Source organism: Chryseobacterium flavum, assembly GCF_003385595.1.
In the GTDB taxonomy this organism is placed as follows: domain Bacteria; phylum Bacteroidota; class Bacteroidia; order Flavobacteriales; family Weeksellaceae; genus Chryseobacterium; species Chryseobacterium flavum.
In genome coordinates this window covers 91,170-116,497 of the sequence record NZ_QNUE01000009.1, presented here as the reverse complement: position 1 = coordinate 116,497, position 25,328 = coordinate 91,170, and the positions used below count along the sequence as shown (strand labels likewise).

The window sequence follows — 25,328 nt, the reverse complement described above, 5'->3', positions numbered from 1 at the left end:
TGAGTATATTTTTTTCAAAATAATTAAGTCTTGAACAACTGGTCAAGGCTTTTTTTGTTAGGTTGTTATACAAAATCTTTGAATAATGTGATCTATTTATGTAATAAAATATAGTAAAAATACGGATAGCCAAGTCACAAATTTTAATGATATTGTAATACGAATATAGATGATAATGATAAAAGTTAAAAAAGTTTGTAAATTTGATTTCAACTAAACAATAACCAAAAAATTTAAATTAACAATTGAGAAAAAATGCACATAAGAAAAGTATATATTGAAAATTTTAAAAGTTTCAAAGGGGAATTTCATATAATATTAAATAAAGGGATTAATATACTAGTTGGTAATAATGAGGCTGGTAAATCTACAATTATTGAAGCTATTCATCTTGCTCTAACAGGCTTATACAATGGTAAGTATTTAAAAAACGAATTATCCCAATATATTTTTAATAATGAAGTCGTAGAAGAATATATCAATAGCTTAGAAGAGGGAAACACTGCACAAAGCTTACCAGAGGTAGTAATTGAAATTTTTATTGAAGGAGATGATATTGCAGAATTTGAGGGAGATTATCATGGAGAAAAGCCAAATAAAGCAAGCGGTTTTTCACTAAAAATTTGCTTTGATAATAAATTTCAAAACGAATATGAAGAACTTGTAAAGATTGGAGGAATTAAAACATTACCAATTGAATATTATAACATCCTATGGTCAACCTTTTCTCGTGACGAAGGAATAACAACTAGGTCTATTCCTATAAAATCTGCTCTTATAGACTCGGCCAGTAACAAGTTTCAAAATGGCTCGGATATTTACATCTCAAGAATTATAAAAGAATTTTTGAGTTCAAATGAAGTTGTAGAAATTTCTCAAGCTCATAGGCAAATGAAGGAATTTTTCATGGGTACAGAAGCCATCAAAAAAATAAATGAGAAGATAAGAACGGTGTCTAAAATTTCAGATAAAAAAGTAGAACTATCCGTAGAACTATCATCTAAGAATGCATGGGAAAACAGTCTAGTTACCTATTTAGAGAACATTCCCTTTCATTATATTGGCAAAGGTGAACAATGTTTAGTAAAAACAAAGCTTGCTTTAGGTCATAAAAAAGCAAAAGAAGCAAATATAATATTACTAGAAGAACCCGAGAATCATTTATCCTATTCAAAATTAAATCAGTTAATCAATGAGATAAAAAACGATAATGAAGATAAACAGATTTTAATTTCTACTCATAGTAGTTTTGTTGCAAATAAATTAGGGCTTGAGCACTTAATATTACTTAACAATAAAAAGACTTTAAGATTAAATGATCTTTCATCAGATACAAAACTTTTTTTCGAGAAATTATCTGGGTATGATACATTACGATTAATTCTTTGTAAAAAAGCCATATTAGTTGAGGGGGATTCAGATGAATTAGTCGTACAGAAAGCATTTATGGTAAATAATAATGGAAAACTTCCAATTGAATCTGCTGTAGATGTAATTTCAGTGGGAACTTCCTTTCTAAGATTTTTAGAGATTGCAGAAAAACTAGGAATTAAAGTTTCAGTAGTTACTGATAATGATGGTAACGTTAATGCATTAAATAAAAAGTATAAGGCGTATTTAGGTGATAAAGCTAAAGACGGGATTGAAATTTGTTTTGACAGTGTAATAGATAGTGGAAATTTGAAAATAGGAGATAAAAATTTTAATTATAATACCTTAGAACCTAAATTTTTAAAAGTCAATAATCTTAAAAAATTGAATAAGATTTTCGAAAAAGACTTTAAGACAGATGATGAAATGCATATTTATATGAAAAGTAATAAAACTGAATGTGCATTAAAAATATTTGAAACGCATGATGAATTAAATTATCCTCAATATATTTTAGATGCAATTACAACAAAAAAATAAACTAATTATAGCTGCTGCAGGTTCTGGTAAAACAACCTTTCTAATAGATGAGGCGATTAAACAAAAAAAAGAAAAGGTTTTAATTACAACTTTCACACAAGCTAATGAGTCAGAAATAAAAAGAAAATTTGTGACAAAGAACAAATGCATTCCAGAAAATATAACTGTCCAAACTTGGTTCTCTTTTTTATTAAAACATGGTGTAAAACCTTACCAAGGGGCACTATTTGAAAAAAAAATTAATGGACTTATATTAGTAAATGGTAAATCTGGGTTGAAAGCATATTCAAGTCCTTGTGAAAAGTGTAAGAAGGAAAACATCGTAAAAGAAGAATGTACCAAATGTAAAAAGCCTATATATTTTTCAGAGGAAAAAAATTTTGAACAGCATTATTTTTCAAAATCAACTAAAATTTATTCTGATAAACTTTCAAAGTTTGTTATACGAAGCAATGAAAAGTCTAAAGGGAAATTAATAAATAGAATCTCTAAGATTTATTCTCATATATTCATCGACGAAGTTCAAGATTTGGCTGGTTACGATTTAGAATTGCTCAAACTACTTTTTAATAGTTCATCTCAAATATTAATGGTTGGTGATCCTAGGCAAGGCACTTATGTTACTAACATTTCTGCAAAAAATAAACAGTTTACAAAGTCGAGTATTGTTCATTTCTTCCAAGATCAAACAATGAAAATTAATACTGATAAAAAATCATTATTAATAAATTACAGATGTAATAAAGCAATTTGCGACCTATCAAATGACTTATTTCCAAAATTTCAAAGAACAGAGTCTGGAAATGAAATTATTACTGGACATGATGGTGTTTTTTTTATTAAGGAAAAAGATGTTGAAAACTATTTATTAAATTTCAATCCTATGCAATTAAGAGATAATAAAAGAAAACTTGTTAATGAAAATTTCAAAGTCATGAACTTCGGAGAATCTAAGGGATTATCTTTTGATAGAGTATTAATTTATCCTACCCAACCATTTTTAGCATGGCTTGTGGATAATAAATCAGAGTTAGCAGAAACAAGCAGGTCTAAGCTTTATGTAGCTTTAACTCGAGCAAGATATAGTGTTGCTATCGTAAATAATATTGAAACTGAAGGAAATCAAATTAAACATTATAAATTGATATAAATTATGAATGTTAAAATTGTAAATAAGAATTGCAACTTCGAATCTCCTTACTTAATTGAAGAATTTGCAGATAGTTCAATAGAGATCGATTTCAATTTTAAAAGAATCATTACTGCTCAGTCAAAAAAACAAACCCAAGACATACTTATACAAGATATACGAAATGAGTTAAGAAATTTCAAATGGCTAATTTTAGGTAAAGTACAAGTTGAAATACATTGGTTTATTGATGCAGTAGAAAAACAAGAAACTGATAAAATTGGAGATTTAGATAATATTACCAAACCTCTTTTAGATTCCTTGACTGGGCATTCTGGGGTTTTAATTGATGATTCTCAAATTAATTCTTTCCATTCAACGTGGACTTCAAAAAATGGAACTATCGAAGGAAACACAGTCAAAATCATAATAAATTTCAATAATGACTATTCAATAATGAAGGAAAACTTATGTTTTATTCAAACTGGATTAGCCGTATACATGCCTTTGAATATTGATTTAGATAATGAGCATCAATTGCAAATAATGAAATTCTTCATTGGAACCATGAAAGCTAAAAAAAATTTAAGTGATTCGTTTAAAAAAAATGCTAATGCTAATTTAGAAAGACTTTTAATTTATTCTGAATATGAATTTCACAGAACGAGACTTGTAGGATTCGATAAAAATCGAATTTTGACCAGTACAGCTTTTGAAGAAATTTGTAATAAAAAAAATGTTGACATTTCTAGTATTTTAAACACATTAAAGAACATTAATTTATAAACTTTAATTCTAATAACTTATGAATGAAAAAGCTAAACCAACTATAACTGAAATTTTTTTGGAAAAAGTTAACAATACTTATGATAAGAACGGTCAACATCTGATTTATAATTTTTTTTAATTTTCTCTAGGTTTGAATGTGCATTAAAAGAATCTGGTTATCATAATAGGTCGGAAACTAAACTTCAGCCTGATTGGGATGGGTTTATAATATCAATAAGAGAAAATTTCAACCCCTTTAAAAATCAAATATTGGAAGAAGCTGTAAATTATCTAAAAAATAATCCACCTAAAATACAAATATTCTCAGATGGAAACCTTGAATGGAAACCTAGAGTTCGTGATATAAACCAACCACTTATTAATAAACTTTCTTTATCAATTAGAGATGTCAGAAATAATTTATTTCACGGTGGAAAATTTAACGGTAATTACAAAGAGGATGAATCTCGGAATTACATTTTATTAAAAAGCGTAATTGTTGTGTTACAGGAATGGTTAAGCCTAAATGATACTGTAAAGGAAAATTTCAAAAATGATATTTAAAATTTTGTAAACTCTATAAAATCCTGCATGATAATAAATAATTTAACTAGGGATAATCATTTAAAATATCTAAATGAAATTTTTAAATCAGCAAAAAAGATTTTTATAATTAGTCCATTTATCACAAAAAATATAAATCTTATTAATTTTGGTAATTTTTCTCATTTAGAAAAGATAACAATGGTAAATGCATATAATGAAATGATGCAAGGTTTTTATAAAGGTGAAGCATCAGAAAATCCAAATGAGACGATGAAAAAATTTGCCAAATTTCTATTAAGTATCAGAAAAGATGTTTATAATAAAGATACAAAACTAAAAAATTGGAATATGCTAAGATTTATGATCACTGATATTGAGAAAGTAATTAATAATTATTGAGACCAAATAGTTAGCATTATATCAACTAAAAGAATTTAAAAATCCTTAATAATGTAATGTTTTTTATCATTTTTACAAACCATAAAAGACCAAGAAGAAAAAGAAAAACGTGAGTAAACACAAGATTCAATTATTTAATTGAAATGCAATCAAAAAAGCAAATTTCTCTATTTGGTATATTAATGGGAAGAAATAACATTTTGTCAAAAAACTTTTAGATAATATTGTTTTTCGAGAATATTTAATTTATAATGTCAAGACCATGAAAGGATTTGTACAACAGATTTGAATATTTATATTCCAACCATTTTAAAAAAACTAGCAAGAGTTAAGTTCTTAGCATGACAAATTCGCATGATGGTAAGAAGAGAAATTTGATAATTTTCATCATCTCTTATTCTTCGGACTGTTTTTTCATCTACATTATGATCTACAGCAAATTTACTATTATTGTCTAAGGGGATAACCCATTCATCCCTTATAAATTCAACAATTTTTCTATTTGCTTCCGTCATAGAAACAAATAAATTACTTATTATCAAAAAAAACTCGGACCGAAATCCGAATTAAAAGGATTTTTACTATATTTGTAAAATAAGCTACAATAAAGTAGCTTTGCGATACTTCAAAGAATAATAGAAGCTATTGCTTAGAATCTCAAACTGAAAACTGGTAATTTAAAGCAACGAGAGGATAAGCAGGAAGCTCACGACCTAGGCGTGGGCTCTCTTATCTGTTGCGCGGTATACCAGTACCTCAGTTTAGATAATGTAGAGTCCCATGCCGTTTTATTTCTATGCTGTTCTGTTTTCTACATTCATCTTCTAAGCCCGCTTTACTATAAGTATCACGTACGGTACAATAGGGTGTACAACCTATTGCGGCTTCAAAGCTTTCGCGGGAACACAAATACATCTATACTTTTTTAACTTGTATGCGCAGGAGGTTCCGGCATTGGCAGGACTTCCTTCTTACGGTCAGTAAAAGAGTATAGCAGAAAACAAAAGAAACAATCAACAAAACCAGATCAGGCCCAGCTTATGCCAGGATGTAACATTCTTGGTACATCAGAGCTATGCCCAATCAAAATAAAACCAAATTATGAGAAGAAACGTATTCCTGAAATACAGGTTCCGGAAAAGGAACAGGACAGATTTTGAAACCCGGTTTGGAGCAGATTCTAAGAAATACTCCGGGGTAAAGCTGATGGAAACCTTTTTCCGGTTCAATGACCTGGCCGGATCCAAAGAGAAACTAAACGGGCTGACACATTACGCCGTAAAAAGTGACCGCTGGATCAAAGAAGATCCTTCCGTCCTCTTTCAGTTTCACCAGGCGATGCGGTCATTTGTGCGTGCCGGGTATCTCATCAGCATCAGGGAAAAGAAACAGGACTTCAATATCCGGCCGGAAAATGCCGTTCCATGGCTTCCCGGTCTGCTTTCGGAGAAAGAGTACCGGAATCCCCTGCAGGTATTCAAAAAAGCATTCAAAGAATACAGCGTAGAGGAGTTCGACTGTTTTATGTCCGGCGTAGTCTATTTCTCCATGGGAATCTATGACCGCGTGCCGGAAAGCAATATGATAGGTCCGTACATGCACCTGACTAAAATGCTGGATGCAGCACACCTTATCCTTGAAAGACGGGTGGAAAAAATATTGACCACTGCCTGAGAAAGATACCGTAAAAAAGGGAATTAAAAAACGGATTCCCACAATAGTGAATACTTAACAATTTGTAAACTTGTGATCAGACGTCGTCACAGAATTAATTTTAAATTTTAAAAATCATGAAAAAAATTATTGTATTGGCAGCATTTTGTACTGCCGGATTAATGAGCGCAAAAAGCGCTGCAGCACAGGGAAGTGCAGAAAAAAAATCAGAGGTAAAGAAAGAAACCGGCCGGTCAGCCGCTGCATATGCATGTGTCCCGGTGACCTACAGCTGTGGAATTAAAGGATGGGCCTGCGGAAAGACTGTAATGGAAATGCTGGAAAATGCATGGAGTGGAGACAGCTTTTTCTGTGATTAAGATTTTGTATATTTAAAAATAAGAAAAGCATTATACCTGATAATGCTTTTCTTTATATGAATAATTATGATACATCCATATAAATTTTTACTGGTATTCCTTTTTGCCTGTTCCTCTTTTTTTGCTCAGCAGAAAGACTATGCTTTCGGGTACAGGCTGGAGTTTATCCCGGATTCCACGGATGTCCTGAACACCAGGGTAGAGGATTTTACCCTGTTTATGGCTCAGGGCAGGTCTTATTTTGTTTCTGATAATTTTTTAAAGAAGGACTCAATATTAAAATCGCTCGAAAAAACACAAAGCTTTAATTTTTCGAAGGCCCCGAAGAACCGCTTTAAATCTGTCATTATCAAGGAAAATAAAACGATCACGTTCTATGACAATATCCTGAAATATTATTTCAGCTATAAGGAAACCCCGGATTTTCACTGGGAGATTCTGCCTGACCGGCAACAGATCGGAGAATACCGGACGCAAAAAGCCACCACAGAATTCGGAGGCAGGAAATGGACCGCATGGTTTACCACTGATCTCCCGTATCAGGATGGCCCCTACAAATTCGGAGGACTTCCCGGCCTGATCGTGAAAGCAGAGGATACCGCAGGGCATTACAGGTATGAGCTGATAAGCATCCGCAAAAAAAGCCTTCCTGATAATGTTATATTCACGGATAAGTATTTGAAACAACATAAAGAAATGCCGAAAAAGGACTATAATAAAGCCATGAAGAATATCAATGACAATATGATCAATGAAGCCGCCATGAGCGGACTGACGATTGCCCCGGAAAGCATGGAGCAGGCTAAGAAAAACCTGAGTAAGCGGAATAACCCGATAGAATTGAAATAGATTCTTACAAAAATAAAAAACAGGTTGTCTCAAAACGGAGACAACCTGTTTTGTTATCTGGAACGGACATAAATTCCGGGAGGTTCCGGCAGGGAAGAGGAGGATAGGGAAACCCGTGAAGGGACTCCGGAAATCCCGGAATGCCCTCACTGTGAAAAATGAAGCTACAGCCGCGGTTTACGCTTTTTTACTTCCTCTAAAATCCTGGAAAAAGATTTGTCCCTTTTCCGTTTTTCGTGTTCTGAGGTATAAAAATGCCAGGCTTCTTTCTGAAGTTTGATATAGTTATCATAAACCGTTTGGGGCAAAGAACCTGTATCCAATGCTTCCAGCACAGCGCAGCCGGGCTCATTGGTATGGGTACAGTTCTTGAAACGGCACAGCTCTGCATAGCCGGAGAGGTCCAGCATTTCTGTAAGCGAAGCAGGATCATCAACTGCCAGACCGAATTCCCGAACCCCGGGAGTATCAATAATGATGCCCGCACCTTCCATAATCACCATCTCACGGCGGGTAGAAGTGTGCTTGCCCTTACCTGTTGAAGTGCTGATTTCTCCTGTAAGCAAGACCGGTTTACCACATAAGGAATTGACCAGGGAGCTTTTGCCAACCCCCGAAGATCCCACAAAAACAACAGTTTCTCCTTCTGCAATGGTATTCCGTACCTGCAGGATGGTTTCAGGCTGGTGAATGCTCGTGAAAAAAACAGGCAGCTGGTGGGCTTTCTGCCGGATTTCTTCTTCAATAAAGGCCCTGTCATAATCCAGGTCCGCTTTATTCAGGATTAAAACAGGCTGGATTCCTTCCTGTACTACCTGGACCATGAAACGTTCCATCCTTCGGAGATTGAAATTATCATCAAGGCTCTGCACAATAAATGCTTTATCCACATGGGAAGCAATAGCCTGCTTTTCGGATACAGACCCACTTTTCCTGCGATAGAGTACATGATGCCGGGGCAGCAGGTCAAGGATGATCCCTTTATTGTGGTCGAATTGCTGGAAGATCACCCAGTCCCCCACGCAGGGCAGGTCAAAATTTGATTTTCCGAACATCAGGTTTCCTGTGAGCTCGCACTGGAAGGTACCATCTTCTGCAATAACTTCATAGCAGGTGCGGTGTACAATGCTGATCCGCCCGTGAAACAAAGCTTTATAGATGGATTCCTGTTTAGATTGGTTCAGTTCTTCATTCCAGCCGTACAAATTCAGATTGATCATAGCATTACCTTTTTTTGAAATGAATTTTTAGTCTGGAAATAATTGCTAACAGCATTGGGTGCTGCTCCGGTACCTGTAGGACCGTATGTATCAGGATTGCAGGAATGCCTGCCGGCTGATTTAAAACCGTAATAATATAGTGTTTTGTTTGCTTTACACATTTTGATGATGGTATATTGCATACGCATGAAGCACAACAATGTCTTCATTACCGTATACCGTTAAACTTTGAATTGTATGAATAAAAACAGACTCCGCGGAAAGCTATCCGGGAGAAACCGATAAAAACAACCTGTAAAAGAACAGATTGTTTCCTATACCAGATCCGATGTAAAGGAAAGTGTAAACATAAATTACTCTTTATAAGGCAAATGTAAGAATTATTTCTTAATCATCATATTCTAACAGGGCGTACCGCTGGACGATTGTATCGTATGGTTTTTTATTTCTTTGATAATAGGGTTTTAGAATTTTTTTTGATTTCACTTTATGGTAATTCCTTACACAAACTTTTGTATTCCTGAAATAAGTATGCAAAATCTTGAGCGAATTCAAAATTACTTATTTGATATTCCTCGTTAATACCATTACCGGAAGAAAAGCTAAGTCTTCCATATCGAACTACTGGTATCTGATAATTGTTTTTGAATCTTTTGTCAGGAGTCCCATTTTTATTGACTTTCGCCCAGGTTTTCCTGATTACTTTTGAATCACGGGGAACAGTGCCGGTTTCAGTAAAATTTACGGGAGAGAATGTTATATTAAGCTCATCAAGCCCAATAATGGCGAAGTTCTGATCATTTTTATACATCAGTATGAAAGTAGGATAAAAATAAAAATCTGCTCCGTTTACATTTTGAAAATATATTGCTTCATAGTTTGATCTGATAATAGAAAGTGATTTGAAACCTATTCTTGCATTTTTTCTGTTGACCAATGTACTGGCACTTGATCGGGCTGCCACACGATCCTGAAAGTGTGCTCTGGTAATATCCCATATTTTTTGTGATGTGCTTAAGTTTTTAAAAGAATCCTGTAATTGCTCATACTTTCTTCTAGAGGGATCATCGAACTGTATTTCAATGTTCACTGCCGAGTTATCAATAATAATCTGGGTTTCTTTCAACGCTTCTTTTTGTGCATTAATATCCTTATTTAGTTTCAGAATAACACTTTTATTTACCAATCCATAAATGAAAATGTAACTTGCCAGTTTCTTGGTTTTCGTAAAACTTAATGATTTCTTTATCTTCTTAAGGTCTGTCTTCAGTTCCGCTTTTTGCTGTTGAGCAATCAGGATTGATTCTTTGATTCCTGCCATATTCTGTGATGTGATTTCATGAACGTCAGCACTGAAAATGTTATCTGATAACTCAGTGTAGAAAGGTTGTGGTTCAGGATATGATTGTGAAGAAATACTTGATGATGAACCTGATAGTCTGTAAGAGTTTGAAAAACCTAAAAAATTGCTGTTCAGTCTTGTTCCTGATGAACTGAAATTTAAACTTGTACCTTTAATTCCGATACTTGTTGAAATTCCTCTTTTGCTGAAATTCAAATGTACTCCAGGAATTATTTTGATTCTCTTTCTGTATGACCAAGCCATGATATAGTTTTTAAATGATTGTAGGTACAAATCTAAAGTACTATATGCAGGAGTTTTTATGGGAAACCGTAATCTTGCGAAAATTATTGTTCCCCTATTTTATATTGTTTTTATCCGAAAAACTCATTTTTCATTACATCTCGTTTGAGGGCTAACCTGCTATCAAGCCGGTTATCTCCTTCATTATTGCTGACCAATGTTTTTGAGTTTCCTCACGCTGTGATTCATTCAGTAGTTGATCCACATGTATCGAAACTGCAGTTTTACCGGCTGTTTTAGAAGGAATGAATCTGATTTGCAAATTTGCTTTTTCATTGAAATTTTTATGTTTCCATTTTGTGCGGATATGTGAGAATTCTTTATAGGTCGAAAAGTTTTGATCAACACCGGCTGCCCAATATTTTAATCCCTCTTCTGAAAAAAATATATTCCAAACATTTTCCAGGGGCAGTGGTATGGTTCTTCTGATTCCAAACTGCCAGCCTGTGTCTTTTGTTAACCCGGTTTTATTTTTCATATATTATTTTTACACGGTATGTTTTAGCTAAAATCCTTCCAAAAGTTACAAAGTATTTATTATTTGTGCAAAGATCATAGAACTGTTTATCCGGAGAATTAATGGTTAAGGTCACAATCTTTGCCGCTGATGATAATATCGTGTGATTTTATTCGACCACTTTTTCATAAAATTTTTCCTTTAAATTTTTCATGGAGAATATTGTGGATACAGCAATGTATTAAACTAAAAAATATATAATTTATTATGTTAAGTATTTTCTGTTGATTTTTTTTTACATTTGCTGTAAACTAAAAACCAAAAACTAAAAACTCATGAAAAACATTTTATATCTGAACCTTTCGGAAACTTAGCTGTTCCAGCTCACAATAGTGTAAGAACTATTATTATTTCATCGAAAAAATAATCACCAGACAATAATATAACCCTTTGGAGGGCTTATGACATTGTTGCTAAAATCGTCGTTTATATGAACAAGATCCCTTATAGGAGAATGCTCATGATGGCTATGCTGTCGTGCTCATTCTCTGCATATTCCCAATTGGTTGGATCTGACATCCAGCTCTGGGAAAAAACAAAACCTTCTTTGCGGGAAGCGAGCCGCTGTTCAGATGAGAATCTGTTAAATTTCCATTGCGGTATAAAAGACAGGTTTCTTAAAAAATACATTAAGTACAGCAGGAACAAAAGCCATACATTGAGCCTGGTTCATGCATCAAAGGAAAATGAACTCATCTGGAATAATGTTGATAAAAAAGTTTCTCTAAGTAATAATTCCTATGCCAATGATAAAAAGCTTAAAGAACTCAGAAAGCGTCCGAGTATTTTTTCTTTTCTGGGAAATGCAGAACAGAAAGAAAAAACCGATAGCCTGAAGATTAAATTTGAAGACCAGAATCTTTACGAAATGCTTTTCTTTACGAGAAAAGTAACAGCAATGGATCTTAATAAAATCCATTCATATCTCTCCATCAAATATGGAATTTCTTTGGAAAAAGGAAAATACTATAGAAGTGATGCTAAAGTAATCTGGGATCCCGAAAAACATAAAGATTACAAATACCGTCCCACCGGTCTTGGGAGAGATGATGGGAATGAGCTGTACCAGAAACAGTCCACCAATCAGGCCGATTTATTTCTGACCATCGGGATGAATACCATTGCAAGAACCAATTCCGAAAATTCTGCCACGCTCGACAATCATAATTTTGTGATCTGGTCGGATGATAACAAAGCCATGTCTCTGAAAACAGAAAAAGATGTAGAGGTTTTGGAAAGAAACTGGGAAATTGATTTTATAGGAAACAAGATTCCGAAAACAGATTACAGCGTAAGGATTTTAAAAAATGCTGTCAATTCGCGATCACTTCCTGTTGCCTATTGGATGCTTCTTAAAAAAGATGACGGAAAAATCCAGAGAATTCCGGGTATAGAAAATGAAAAGTATATTCTGTTTAATAAGGTAGATTTTCTTGATGCTTTTGATTCGGGAGATAAAGCCTACTTTACTTTTGCGGTAGGTCCTAAAGATCAGAAGAAAAAAGAAGCAGATCCGCGATCCGGTTCCAATTCTGGAAATTTACATGGAGAGAAAGACCTCTCACTGGATTATAGCTCCATCAATCTTTATCCTAATCCGGTAAAAAAAGATCAGAATTTTACGGTTGTTTTTCCTAAAATGGATAATTTGATTATTTCAATATATGATGCAGGAGGAAAGCTGATAAAGCTGGAAAAAGTGAGCAGTTCTGCGGGATCATTCACCAGCCGTCTTCCTGTCCAGAGTTCTTATCTGATCAATCTTACTCAAAACGGGAAAATTGTAAAAACTTTTAAACTAATCGTAGACTAAGCCTAACCATGAAAATACATATTAACAGAGAGTCTTTTACAAAAAGATCAGTGCTCTTCGTATGCTTTTTTGCAAGTATGTTCATATTTGCAAGCTTTACGAAAGAAGACCGGCAGAAAGTGCGGTCATTCAAACTCCGTATGATGGATAAATATGTCTATCATCCGGCTAAAGACAATATAAATTCATCAGAAAGCCCGGTACATGCCGATACTGAACATAAGAATCCTGATATTGTAAAAAGAAAAAACAGTGAAGTTCTCCGGCCGGAATCTTTATCCAACGTTTTATTTTCAGAAAATAAGGAAGCAGACCATATTTTTAATTCTGAAGAAAAGCAGGGGATCATCGGGGAATTTTCTGATGATGAATCCGATAACGCAGGTGATAATTTCTTTACCATCACTATTCCTGAAGTTGCAAAACAGGGGATAAAGGCGTATCTGGTATACGATCTTTTCGGATTGGAATCTTATCATTCTGTTTCAAGATCGATCAATAAGAATATTGCTTTCGGAGGAAATATCATTGTTGCAGGCAGCAAATGGAGCAGTCAGAAAGAAGAGATCCCATTAAATTCTTTAGAAAAAGGAAAGAATACAATCTTATTTACGTCTTCTCTGAATGGAGTAAAATATAAGGTGAAAAATGTAAAAATTATTTTTGAAAATAATTTAAAATCAACAGATCATATTTCATCTTTATTATCGGGCAATAGCCTTTATATAAAAGGGATTGAAAACGGGCCTGTACATATTAATGACAAATCCGTATCCTCTGTAAAAGGAGAATACGAATCTTTAATTGAACTGTCAGAAGCAGATAAAGCAAAAGGATCTGTGACTATTACTACCCCGGGCGGAGTAAGAGAATATAAAATCCCTGAGAGCAGAACTTCATTCAAAACATTGAGTGAAGAAAAATATGTTCCTGCTATCATTACGGTTTCAAAAGATACGGAACATACCGGGTCTTATGAAAAATCAACACTTTATATTGAAAAGAATTCTGTAGAGAATACTGCTAAGGTTCAGGTGTTAAAATTGAGAAAAAAAGATTTTCCTGCCATTTCCGGGGAGATAAAAAACATGACGCCAAACTCCGGAGCATACCGTTTGGAAAACCGTACAGGAGAATTTACCAAAAAAATGAGATTCTCTTTTCCTTATGATGAAAAGAAATTGGGAGCAAGATCTGCAAAGGAGATAAAGGCTTTTTATTTTGATTATACCTTAAAAAAATGGAGAGTAGATCCTACAGGTAAGGTAGACACAGAGAAAAAAGTCATTACGGTAGAAACAAAGGGAGATACTGATTATATTAACGGGGTTATTTCAGTTCCGGAATCTTCAAAACTGGATGCATTTGCCCCTACAAGCATAAGTGGATTAAAAGCCGCTGATCCTACTGCAGGTTTACAATTGATGGCAGTGCCGGCAGCAACACAAAAAGGCGATGCCAGTGCCAGTTATCCGATCCGTGTTCCGGCAGGTATCGGGGGATTACAGCCATCGGTATCTATTGACTATTCCAGTGCAGGAGGAAACGGCTGGATGGGGGACGGCTGGAACATCAGCGGTTTGTCTTCCATTACGGTTGATACCAAATGGGGGACTCCGTTATTTGATGGGGCAAAAGAAACCGAACTGTATTCTTTTGATGGCGAAATGCTGGTATATCCTAATGAATATCTTCCCCACAGGCACAATGATGTAAGTGAAAATAATGCAGCTATTACTACAGAAAAGCAGTTAAGGACGTCCTATACTAATAATACTGTAAAACAGTTCTATTTGAGAAAAAATCATGATTTTACACTGATTGAAAGAATCGGGACCAGTCCTAATAATTATACCTGGAAAGTGACGTCTACGGATGGTACCAAAAGATATTACGGGGGATCATCAGACTCTGTTCTTTACGGTTCCGGAGGGATTGCCCACTGGGGACTCCGGCTGGTAGAAGATGCTCATGGTAATACAATGGAGTTCACTTATTATAATGAACCCGGAGGCGGAGGTACATTTTACCAGATTAAAAAAATCGCTTACGGAAAAAATAAGGATTATACGGTTAACTTCAACAAAGAAACAAGCATTACCAGACAGGATATTACTACCAATGCAAAACAAGGGCTGATACGGTCCGAACCTTATTTGTTAAAAAGTGTTGAGGTTAAATACAAAACCGAGCTTGTGAGAACCTATAAACTGGATTATGTAGAAGGAGAGTTTTTTAAAACGCTTTTAAAGAGAATTTATATCGTTCCGAATAATCCATGTTCTACAACGCTTCCCCTGGCCAGATCAGCTGGTGAAAATAAAGAGCCTGAAAGTGGAAATATGGAAAGCCAGGGTTCCACAAGCAGGGAAAGGGATATGGATGACGGATCCGGAGGCGGAGGCGGAGGACCTGGCGGTATAGAACCTACCTGTAATGAAATTTCAGACAGCTATACTTTCGAATATTATAATGATGTGAAAGACGGGCAGGGGAATGTACGGATATTCGGCCCTGATACAGGAATCGCCCTTGAGAATGACAAAGAGGCTTACTCCGGTTTTGTAAGGTCTTTGGTGAAGCCGTCTAAAATTAACGGAAACATCAGCTCTGAGACCGGATTTAATATAAGACTTGCCGCAGGGTTAAATTTCTTTACCCCATCCAGTGATGCGTACGGGCATTTGATGTTTGGTTTCCCTTTTGGAAATTCAAGCGCAAAAGCAAGGAATGCCCAGCAGCTTGTAGATTTCAATGGTGACGGGATACAGGATATGATCTACAGGGTTCCTGATGAAGGATTGTTTCTGAGAACCGGAAAGCTGGATGATGCAGGAAATCTGAGCTTCAATAAATCTGAACGCATTGGAAATTATCCTGGAGGAGATTTTTCTTACACAGAAACCAGTACCAGCAATAGCGGATGGGATATGGGAGCAATGATTTACAGTAAATCTGAGATAAGTTCTTCGACTCAGGGTACTACAAAAACGTATCTGATTGATGCTAATTCCGATGGTCTTATGGATATTGTCAACAACGGCCAGGTATGGTTTAACAGGTTCAGTTCCGGAAAATCTGAAATGACCCAGCATTCCGAATACACGGAAAATATGGTTGTGAAAGCCAAAGCGATCCAGGCTCCGGTAAGAGAGTGCGGGGATCCGGGAGAATTCTCATACCCTTGCCCGGATGAGCCGGTAGAAAACCCGATCAATATTAATGATGTTGTAAAAGTGTGGGTAGCCCCTAGAGACGGATATGTAAGATTCGAGGATACCGTTTCACTGGCAACAAGCGCATTTGACAGATCGGGTTCAATGTATTATAGTGTTGAGATCAAAAATCCTACTCCGATGAGCGGGACAACGGATACATTTACTAATACCAGAATATTTTTACAGAAAATTCTGGCACCCACCGGGGATGTAAATGTTGTCATAAACAAGTACAACGATCACTATTCTGAAATGCAGTTAGTGGATGTAGATTCTAATTATGGGGTTCCGAACGGAATTAATAATCCAGACAGGTTGTTCGTAAAAAGCGGTGAAAAAATTTATGTGAGAGTGCATAAAAATATTTCTAAGGATGTTGTTGTTAATTCAAATCCCACCATTACTTATGTGGACCAGCATGGCAATGATATACCCAATACCATTGAATTGTCTCAGGATCAGTTTCAGTTAAGCAACGGCCCTTACGGCTTTAATTTTCTTCTTAATAATGCTTCTGCACCCATTCTTCTGGATGCTCCGGGAACTGTTGCTATTAATATTCCATCTATTACATTTCCTTATTTATCAGATGATATAAAATTCAGAGTGGTAACTGAAAAAGTAAATTCAGGAGCTATAACGGACTTAATTACCCCGGAGATTTATAATCAGTTAAATCTGACCACACAGCCACACACGTTAAACCTTACGGTAAATGCCGGAGAGCCGGTTTATCTGAGATTTATTGTAGAATCTGATTCTTTTACCAATTTTAAAGATGTTAACTGGAATGGCCAGATTACCGTAAATTATAACGCTTCAGTAAACTATGGTACTGGTAATGCGGTTGTCAACTGGCAGGGTGTTGCAGAATATCCATCGTTTGTAGTGACTCAACTGGCTCCCCAATTGGATATTAATAATGTATCCAATAATATATTATTATCGGGGACTCATAATTTTGGAGTGCAGATTAATAAAAATATCAATTTTTCCAGCCTGGCAACAGGATCGTTCTATTATATCATCAAGAAAAAAAATCAGGTTCTGGCTAAAAGAAGAGTTATTGTTTCCCATACAAACAATACTCTTATAGAAGAAGATATGATAGCTGGCCAACCCGTAAACGGAGTTGCTCCGGTTGTTTTCTATTCGGGAGTAGTTCCTTTTCTTGCTACCAATACGGACCATTTGGTAACGGTAGAAGTATACTGTAAGACTGCAGGAGATTATGCACTATTTAACAAATATTCGGAATATTTTTCAGGAAAGCCGTTCAATGTATACTATGATAATACAAACTTTTATGGTACAACCACAGCAACGGCTGTTAATACAGCAATGTATAATTCTAAATCATTCTTTTTTAATAACTGGGGACAATTTGTGTACAAAGCAGGATCCCTTTCAAACTATCTGTACGGATGGCCTATTAACTTTGGAGCTTTTGGTACACCAACTGCAAATCAGAATACGTATCCGGCATGCCAGAATCCGAATATTGTCAATAATCAGGAGGCATTGGCTAATTGTATTTTAAATGAAACCCCAAATCCTAACGTGGGTAATAATGCCATTTCGTCAGCTGTAACGTCTATGAAACCGGCGTATGTAAGGATAGGTAAATCAAATACAGGGGTCTGGGCAGGTTCAGCACCCAGCCAGTATTCATCACCATTTAGTTTTAGTACGTATGATAATGCAAACTACTTTACAGATCCGGTTCCTTCTGTACCAACGACATCTCCTACAACGTATGTTTCAGGCCAGCTTTCCGTAGATACTACCATGAAGGCGATCGATAAAGATCAAAGGAGCAGGTCAAGAAATAAAACTCAGGGAGGAAGCCTGGGGCCTGTAAGTGGGGGTAACTCTATTACTGATCTTAATTATAGTGTTGAAAATCAGACGTTTTCAGATATGAATGGAGACGGATATCCTGATATAGTATATCCACGGTCAATGCAATTTACCAACTCTACGGGAAGTCTGGAAGATATCAAGGCCAATTCTTATGGAGAGCCTACCCAGTCTTTAAGCTACCAAAAAAATAATTCTGCCGGATTCTCTTACAATACATTCTCTGTAACGGGAAGAATCGGAGCACATGGAAATAATGGGACCAAGACTCAGCCTGATACCGGAATTCCATGGTCCGGAAGCGCATCAGTAGGTGCCAGCCTTAATCAGTATTACGATTCGTTTGACGCAGGGGGCGCATTTTGGATGGATATTAATGGAGACGGACTTCCTGACAGGGTGACAGGAGGGCACACCCAGTATATGAGAGTCGCTTTAAATCTGGGTAAAAGTATAGGTTCAGCTTCAGCCTACCCAAATATACTTACATATCGCTCCCACCCAAAAGGAGCAGCAAGTATTTCTTTAGGGGGAGGACTTGGATCTTCAGCCAATCTGGGTGCTTTATCCAGCTTCGGGTTTGGGATCAGTGCAGGGGTAAGTGCTTCCGCTTCAACGGGAAGTGCGGATGTAGTATATGAAGACATTAATGGAGACGGACTGATCGATATCCTTGAAGTTGCTGCCAATGGTGCTACAACAGTGAGATACAATCTTGGAAATAAATTTGATACAGGAGTTCCTTTGGTAAAAAGCAGCGGAAATATTGATTTCTCTGACGAAACAAAATCATACAACGGATCATTCTCTTTCGGAGGAAGCTATATGTTCAACATAGGGCCTATTACCCTTATTCCACCTGTTGTCATCCTGATCCTTTGGGTTAAAGCAGGGGGTGGTGCCAATGTTAACCTGGGAATGAACGTTACCGAAACAAGAAAAACATTCAGGGATATGAATGGTGACGGATTTACAGATTTGGTTCAGGATACAAACAGTGGGTTTATCGTAAATTATTCAAAAATAGGAAGAACAAATAAACTGAAATCCATTACCAATAGCTTCTCAAAAGGAACATATGTGATGGATTACCAGATCTCCAGAGCAAATTATGATAATCCGTATGCAAAATTAATTGTAAAAGACATCAGCGTATTAAATCCGGATGTATTTTCTTCAGGGTATACCACGGAGAATGGAACTAAAATGGAAACCAGATATGAGTTCCGCAACAGAAAATACGATAGAAGGGAAAGGGAAGATTTCGGTTTTGAGACGGTGATTAAAAAGGAAATCAATAATGGTTCAACAGAAAGGATTTCTACCGATTTATACTTTAACAATACCTATCTGCTGAATGGCCTGATTAAACAAAGCACAGTACAAAGCGGTAACGGGAATTATTTATCTGATGTGAAGTATAATTATAAATTGAGAAAATTTATGTATGGTACGACACTGATCAATCTGAATTCTGATTTACCTTTTGACTACGACAGCGGGGGAAGAGAAGGCAGAAAGATGGGCATTGCACTGCTGGATGAAAAAATAAAAACAGCGTATGAATCAGGAGGAAGTATTGTTACACAGGAGAAATTTACATATACCACAAAAGGTCTTATGGAGAAGTATCAGTATACAAGTCCTTCCATATCTTATAATACCAGAATCACCTACCAGGCGATTGATAATAATATAATCGGGGTGCCTGCTCTTGTTGAAGTATATGAAGGAACTACCAACTCACAGTTGTTGAGAAAAAGAAGCGCGGAGAATATTAATTTGAGCAACGGAGATGTAGGAAGATATAATATATTTGACGGAAATAATAATATCACAACGGATCTTCTGTACAATACCGCAGGAAACATTATAAAGATTACTTATCCGCCAAATAACAATACCAGTGCAGTACAGAGATACTCCATTGACTATACTTATGATGATGCTGTAACAGGTAAATATGTGTTGGAAGTAAAAGATATTTTCAATATTAAATCCTCTGCAACATACAATCCTCTTTTCGATGTTGTAACCAGAAAAGTAGATACAGGAGGGAATGCTATGGTATTTACGTATGATGGCTTTGGAAGAACGAGAACGATCATGGGGCCTAATGAAATTGCAAGCGGCGCTACAGTTCCGACAGTGAAATACAAATACTGGTTTGACCATGCAGATATTGCCAACAGTGATTCTGCCGTACAATTGTACAGGGCTTCAACTTCCAACTACGACCCTGAATATGCCAGCTCAGGAAATACCATCATGACAGACACCTATTCAGACTTCCTGGGAAGAATTGTACAAACGAAGAAAGATTTTGAATGGTCCGGAAATGAATCAAGAGCGGTATCAGGAAGAACGGTATATGATGGCCTGGGAAGAGCAGTGAGACAGTTTCATCCTGTAATGGAAGCGGTAACGAATCAGGCTTTGAATTCCGCAAGTAGTGGTGCTTCTACCACCAATGAGTATGATAGCCGGGATAGAGTGGTGGCCTTTACAGATGAAGATGGGGTAACGACAAAAACATCATACAGTATTGATCAGGGCTTATTCAAAACAACCCAGGAGATTTCCAGTCAAAAATCAGAAACCTATGCCAATGCAGAAGGAAAAGTAGTGCAGAAAAATGACTATCTGGATATGACCCCGCTTTCAACATTCTTTACATACAATACAGTGGGAGAGTTAGTTGAGGTAAAAGACCCTGAAGGAATTAAAACCCAGTATTCTTACGACCTGGCCGGAAGACGGGTAGAGCAGATACATCCGGATAAAGGCAGAACGGTTTATGAATACGATCCTTCCGGAAATCTGGTAACACTGGAAACAGAAAATCTGGTTAATGATCCTACCATCAATACCCATGTTATTAAATATAACTATGATTATAACAGACTTGTAGGAATCGTTTTACCTGATTTACCATCCGGGAATCCAAATCCAAACAATGTGACCTATGAGTATTATCCTTCTACACCGGGGAATAATGCCGGGAAGCTTCGTGTAAAAGATGAAGGTTCCGGAAGTACAAAATATACCTATGGAAGAATGGGAGAAGTTCTGTCGGAAGTAAGGGTAATACGGGGATACCATATTCCGGAAATGTATTTTAAAACTTCATTTAACTATGATAGCTGGAACCGTATCACGAAAATTAAATATCCTGATGATGAAATTGTATTCTATCACTATGATAAGGGAGGAATGCTTAAATCAGTGGATAATAACAGCGGAGAAATCTATATAAACAATGCAAAATATGATTATCATGATCAGCGTTTAAGTATTGTTTATGGTAACGGAATTTCCCAGTCATACGGATATAATCCGCATAACAGAAGGTTGGATTATTACAATTTAATGACCCCATCCACTTCAATGCTTCAGAATTCATACAAATATGATGAGTTTTCAAATATCATAAAAATTACAAACGTTGCTTACCCTCTGGGGAATGGTATGGGAGGTGCTTTTGATTTTGACTTCGGCTATGATACCCTGAACAGATTATCAGGAACAAGAACAGGAAAGCTTATTCCGGATAAGGAAGGGCAGCCTATCCCATCCTCTAATCTTTCACCATCTACGAATGAGCTTGAAATGCACTATAACAATGCAGGAGGTATCATTAGTAAAAGACAGCATCACGAAAGGGACCAGGCGGTTGTACCGGAAAATACGTATGAAAACCATTATAATTATATAGACGGAACTCATAAACTCAAGAATGTAGATGACAGTTTAACCGGAAATAATGAAGTATTTGAATATGATTATAATGGAAATACAGTAGCGCATACTGATCAGCACGGAACAAGAAAAATGTTCTGGGATGAGCAGGATCGTATGAGAGCAATCTACAATGATAATACAGGAACGTACCAGTATTATACCTATGATGATACCGGGGAAAGAGCCATTAAATATGGATTGGAAGTTCCTGCACTGCTGTATCAGAACGGAGCTCCGGTAGGTCTTGATGATGTCAGGCTGATTGACTTTAAGCTGTATCCAAACCCATACATCACTGTAAGCTCTTCAGGGCAATATACGAAGCATTACTTTGACGGCTCAAAAAGATTTGCAAGCAGGTTAATAGATGGTATCACAAGATTTGAAGACCCGTCTGTACTATATACCAGCAGGACAGCTGCAGAGCCATCTGAAAAGAAAGCGGATGCAGAAGCGGATTTTAAAAAGTATCTTGAGAAAACAGATTTAGGAGGAAATGTATCGGTTGAGCTTAGAGAAATGTATCAGAGCCCGGGCTTATATTACCTGCATGGAGACCATTTGGGAACCGCAACCTTTGTTACCAACTCTCATGGAGATGCAACACAATTTTTCTTAAATTTACCATTCGGAGAGACCATGCTGGAGCAGATGGATGGATCATACAATAATCCGTATAAGTTTAATGGTAAAGAACTGGATGAGGATACGGGACTGTATTATTATGGAGCAAGGTATTATAACCCGAGATTGAGTATTTGGTATGGAGTGGATCCGTTGGCAGAGAAGATGCCGAATTGGTCACCTTATGTTTATACATTTAATAATCCGGTAAATCTCATTGACCCAGATGGAAGAGAGCCATTTCCACCAAGATGGAAAAATTTAATGGTGCAAGTTAACTGGACAAATAAGAAAATTGATTATGACAATGGTGATGGGACAATAAACTTTAGGGGACAAGTAGGTTATATGAGTTCAAATAATATGAAGGCTCAACTAAAAGTAATTTATCCTCAATATGCTCTTCTTAATGATATTACTCCAGATCAAAATGGTAACTATGGTGGGCAAAACTGGCAAGCTGTAAATTCTCTTGATTCTGCAACTCAACAGAATTATAATTCTAACTGTTATGGTTGGGCGCTTACTGGTGGAATGTATTTTATAGACGCATCTACTAAAGAAATTTCTAATTTTCTGACAGCAGATGGATATGCAAATATGGGAACTCCTTCTAAAGGAACTAGTTATAAGGTAGGTGATATGTTATTGTGGGATGGCCATATTATAGAGGCTACAGGTCAAAGTAAAAAAGGAATATTATGGCAATCAAAACAGGGGACTAATGAAGTTTTTGAAGGCACACTATCAGAAGTTTTGAAGGAAAATTCTTCATGGGCGGTAGGACAAGGGTCTACCTCAAATGCTACGCTTTTCCGTCCTAAGCCTAATTCCAAAGATTTGATTATGAATAAAAATAGACAAAAAATAGGAACCGTAAAAAAAGTAACCAATGAAGATCATCAAAAGATTCGTAAACCTGATTAATATCTTTTTTCTTTGTATTATTTTTTTGTCCATCTGTGGATGTAAAAAACAAGAAATAAAAGAAATTGAAAAAAAGGAAACATTAGGATTAAGAGGCCCCATTAATAGTAATCAATCTCAAGTATTACAATCAAACAAATGGAAATTAAGAAGGTATAAAATTACCAATCAGGATAGTAGAAGTATTATTTATGAAAAAGATATTGATGATAAAATTGTTTCTTTTAATGAAAAAACAATATTGATAAATAATAAGAATTCAGGAAAAATTAATTATAATGCTAATGAATTTGTAATTGATAATATTGATACTCTGACAAATAAATTTTATTTGATACATTTGAGAAATGGCCAATTGATATTGAAAAATGATGTTTATTACTATAAAGAGAAAAAAAAGATTAAACATTTAAAAATAGAGCTTAACCTAAGTACTGATACTATTAAAACAAATACAGATTATTATAAAATCGAATATTAAAAGATCTCTCACCTCTGCACGATGCAATCGTGTGGAAGAAAATAAAAGCCGCTGCAATTGCAGTGGCTTTTTTGTCCCGTATTGAAATGTTGACAGTTAATCAACTTATATTATGAAAGAGCAAGAATTTAAATTAGAAGCTAAAACAATACAAAGGAGTGAAGTAAAAAGATAAGTTCACCAGACTTTTTGGATTGACTCCTTTTAAAATTTTAGCTTTTATCAAAGAAAAATAATGATGTCCGATTGGTTATTCTTTTCAATTTCGGAAAGATTATCAGAGCATCTTTACTTCCAGGCACAGATCCTCATTGACTGTAAGATTTTAAAATTTATTTTACAAAATTTGGTATAATTAATTGAAAAACTAATACTGTGATAGTGAAAATTAAAAACCTTCTGACCTGTATGTCTGATCAAATCACAAAACGTTATTTATTTTTCGTATTTAAACCTCGTCAGTGCTCAATCTGATTCTATAATCAAATAGAATAGGCGGCTATATAATTGTTCAGATTTTTATGGGATGCAAAAAAAAGAGACAACTCTCAAAATGCTGTCTCTTAAATGATTATATCCACTCCTTCTTGCTGTTATGGAAAATATTTAGAATTATGTGTTTTTTTTATCAGGAAGTAGATAATTTGTTTCAAATATGCGGAAGTCATTATAAATAAGAGAAATGAATGATCGTTTTATTATTGAAAGATCTTTCTCCATTTGGTCAAAGTATTTTTGCTCAATCCGAAGAGTTCAGCTACCTGAAGATTATTCATTCTATGATTTCTCTGGTAATTAAGAATACGCAGAATATCAGTTTCGTTGTAGGAACGAAATTTTTGATTCATCTTTTGAAGGTTTTGGTTTTTGGTGCCAAATATTCTGTTATTCAGTTCTATGATATCCAACGCAGTAAGCATTTTTTTTTCTAATAGTTTTTTGCATTCTGCTTTTTTATGAGGGAATTTCTGATCAATAATGTCTGAATAGATACGTTTATAGTTAGGTTGATTCTGTTTTTTCATTCTATTATTTTAAAAATCCGGATGAGGTGAATCCGGCTGTGATACTTTTTAGTTTTTATTCCTGATTTGATTCCGCAATTTTATATTTTGCAATCCATTTGCATATGGTGGTATAAGGAATTCCGTACTCATCTGCTACCTGGCGTTTGGTCTTTGCTTGCCTGTCTATCAGTTCCAGAATAAAGTCTATCATTTCCTGGGTATAAATATTCTTTCTGAAAAAAGGAAGTTTTGAAGTATTGTATTCCCGCATAGGAGCGGAGGGCGGAGCATAGAGAATCAGGTGTTGGGTATATATCCTGAAGAAATCATATTCGAGCAGTTTGCTCCATCTCAGTAAAATCTCAGTGGATAGATTTTCCTGGGTATACATTTCATTTATTTCACTTTCTGTACATTTCATGAAGTTACAGATGCGGGGCATATCTATATTATTCTCTTTAACCCGCAGATGTATGAGCTTTCCAATATGAATATTTTTGAAATTTGAATCCATAAGTAATATTTCTTTTAAAAGGGTAGGGTAAACGACATTGTCGTAATTAATAAGTACTTGTTAATAAGGTTTTATAAGGTAATGCTGAATGCACTTTTTTTTCATTTTCTGAAGTTGTGGTTTTGA

17 protein-coding genes are annotated in these 25,328 nt (G+C 35.5%); 11 read left to right on the top strand and 6 right to left on the bottom strand.

Annotated features, from left to right (window positions below):
* Nucleotides 1-255 precede the first annotated feature (255 nt).
* The 5 genes from DRF59_RS12670 to DRF59_RS12650 all read left to right on the top strand — a co-directional run bounded on the left by DRF59_RS12670 (nt 256) and on the right by DRF59_RS12650 (nt 4,753).
* Nucleotides 256-1,911, top strand: a complete 1,656-nt coding sequence (locus DRF59_RS12670; protein WP_115960527.1) for an ATP-dependent nuclease — start codon at nt 256-258, stop codon at nt 1,909-1,911.
* A complete protein-coding gene (locus DRF59_RS12665) occupies nt 1,889-3,061 on the top strand; it encodes a UvrD-helicase domain-containing protein (RefSeq protein ID WP_115960524.1) in 1,173 nt (390 codons plus the stop codon). The genes DRF59_RS12670 and DRF59_RS12665 overlap by 23 nt, the downstream gene beginning before the upstream one ends.
* A 3-nt stretch (nt 3,062-3,064) precedes the next feature.
* Entirely contained in the window at nt 3,065-3,826 is a 762-nt protein-coding gene (locus DRF59_RS12660) for a RusA family crossover junction endodeoxyribonuclease (RefSeq protein WP_115960521.1), read from the top strand.
* Nucleotides 3,827-4,078: 252 nt separating this feature from the next.
* On the top strand, nt 4,079-4,372 hold the full coding sequence (locus tag DRF59_RS12655) for a hypothetical protein (protein WP_115960518.1): 294 nt from the start codon (nt 4,079-4,081) through the stop codon (nt 4,370-4,372).
* Between the two features lie 27 nt (nt 4,373-4,399).
* Entirely contained in the window at nt 4,400-4,753 is a 354-nt protein-coding gene (locus DRF59_RS12650) for a hypothetical protein (RefSeq protein ID WP_115960515.1), read from the top strand.
* A gap of 293 nt (nt 4,754-5,046) precedes the next feature.
* Here DRF59_RS12650 and DRF59_RS12645 read toward each other — a convergent pair whose 3' ends face one another.
* Nucleotides 5,047-5,268, bottom strand: a complete 222-nt coding sequence (locus tag DRF59_RS12645) for a hypothetical protein (RefSeq protein ID WP_115960512.1) — start codon at nt 5,266-5,268, stop codon at nt 5,047-5,049.
* 586 nt (nt 5,269-5,854) lie between these two features.
* Between DRF59_RS12645 and DRF59_RS12640 the strand changes: the two genes are divergently transcribed.
* From DRF59_RS12640 to DRF59_RS12630, 3 genes are all read left to right on the top strand, one after another.
* Nucleotides 5,855-6,427 (top strand): hypothetical protein, encoded by a 573-nt coding sequence (locus tag DRF59_RS12640; RefSeq protein WP_115960509.1) that lies wholly within the window; start codon nt 5,855-5,857, stop codon nt 6,425-6,427.
* Nucleotides 6,428-6,543: 116 nt separating this feature from the next.
* Nucleotides 6,544-6,786: a hypothetical protein gene (locus DRF59_RS12635; RefSeq protein WP_115960506.1), complete on the top strand. Its 243-nt coding sequence runs from the start codon at nt 6,544-6,546 to the stop codon at nt 6,784-6,786.
* A 66-nt stretch (nt 6,787-6,852) separates the two neighbouring features.
* Nucleotides 6,853-7,635, top strand: coding sequence for a GLPGLI family protein (locus DRF59_RS12630; protein ID WP_115960503.1), 783 nt, complete (start codon nt 6,853-6,855; stop codon nt 7,633-7,635).
* A 164-nt stretch (nt 7,636-7,799) separates the two neighbouring features.
* Here the strand turns inward: DRF59_RS12630 and rsgA are convergent, their stop codons facing one another.
* From rsgA to DRF59_RS12610, 3 genes are all read right to left on the bottom strand, one after another.
* The gene (gene rsgA, locus DRF59_RS12625) at nt 7,800-8,855 is read right to left on the bottom strand and encodes a ribosome small subunit-dependent GTPase A (protein WP_115960500.1); all 1,056 of its coding nucleotides are present in this window, start codon (nt 8,853-8,855) and stop codon (nt 7,800-7,802) included.
* A gap of 487 nt (nt 8,856-9,342) precedes the next feature.
* Nucleotides 9,343-10,461, bottom strand: a complete 1,119-nt coding sequence (locus DRF59_RS12615) for a DUF4236 domain-containing protein (protein WP_115960494.1) — start codon at nt 10,459-10,461, stop codon at nt 9,343-9,345.
* Between the two features lie 151 nt (nt 10,462-10,612).
* Nucleotides 10,613-10,978, bottom strand: a complete 366-nt coding sequence (locus tag DRF59_RS12610; RefSeq protein ID WP_115960491.1) for a hypothetical protein — start codon at nt 10,976-10,978, stop codon at nt 10,613-10,615.
* 469 nt (nt 10,979-11,447) lie between these two features.
* Here DRF59_RS12610 and DRF59_RS12605 point away from each other — a divergent pair, with 469 nt between their 5' ends.
* Genes DRF59_RS12605 through DRF59_RS12595 form a run of 3 tightly spaced genes read left to right on the top strand, consistent with a single transcriptional unit; the run spans nt 11,448 to nt 23,681 of the window.
* Nucleotides 11,448-12,830, top strand: coding sequence for a T9SS type A sorting domain-containing protein (locus DRF59_RS12605; protein ID WP_115960488.1), 1,383 nt, complete (start codon nt 11,448-11,450; stop codon nt 12,828-12,830).
* Between the two features lie 8 nt (nt 12,831-12,838).
* Nucleotides 12,839-23,200, top strand: a complete 10,362-nt coding sequence (locus DRF59_RS12600; protein ID WP_115960485.1) for a SpvB/TcaC N-terminal domain-containing protein — start codon at nt 12,839-12,841, stop codon at nt 23,198-23,200.
* Complete coding sequence (locus DRF59_RS12595; protein WP_115960483.1) at nt 23,166-23,681, top strand: hypothetical protein; 516 nt, start codon at nt 23,166-23,168, stop codon at nt 23,679-23,681. The genes DRF59_RS12600 and DRF59_RS12595 overlap by 35 nt, the downstream gene beginning before the upstream one ends.
* A 698-nt stretch (nt 23,682-24,379) precedes the next feature.
* Here the strand turns inward: DRF59_RS12595 and DRF59_RS12590 are convergent.
* Both DRF59_RS12590 and DRF59_RS12585 read right to left on the bottom strand, forming a co-directional pair.
* Nucleotides 24,380-24,706 carry a helix-turn-helix domain-containing protein gene (locus tag DRF59_RS12590; protein ID WP_115960480.1) on the bottom strand — a complete coding sequence of 109 codons (327 nt, stop codon included), beginning with the start codon at nt 24,704-24,706 and terminating at the stop codon, nt 24,380-24,382.
* 55 nt (nt 24,707-24,761) lie between these two features.
* The gene (locus tag DRF59_RS12585; protein ID WP_115960477.1) at nt 24,762-25,202 is read right to left on the bottom strand and encodes a helix-turn-helix domain-containing protein; all 441 of its coding nucleotides are present in this window, start codon (nt 25,200-25,202) and stop codon (nt 24,762-24,764) included.
* Nucleotides 25,203-25,328 lie beyond the last annotated feature (126 nt).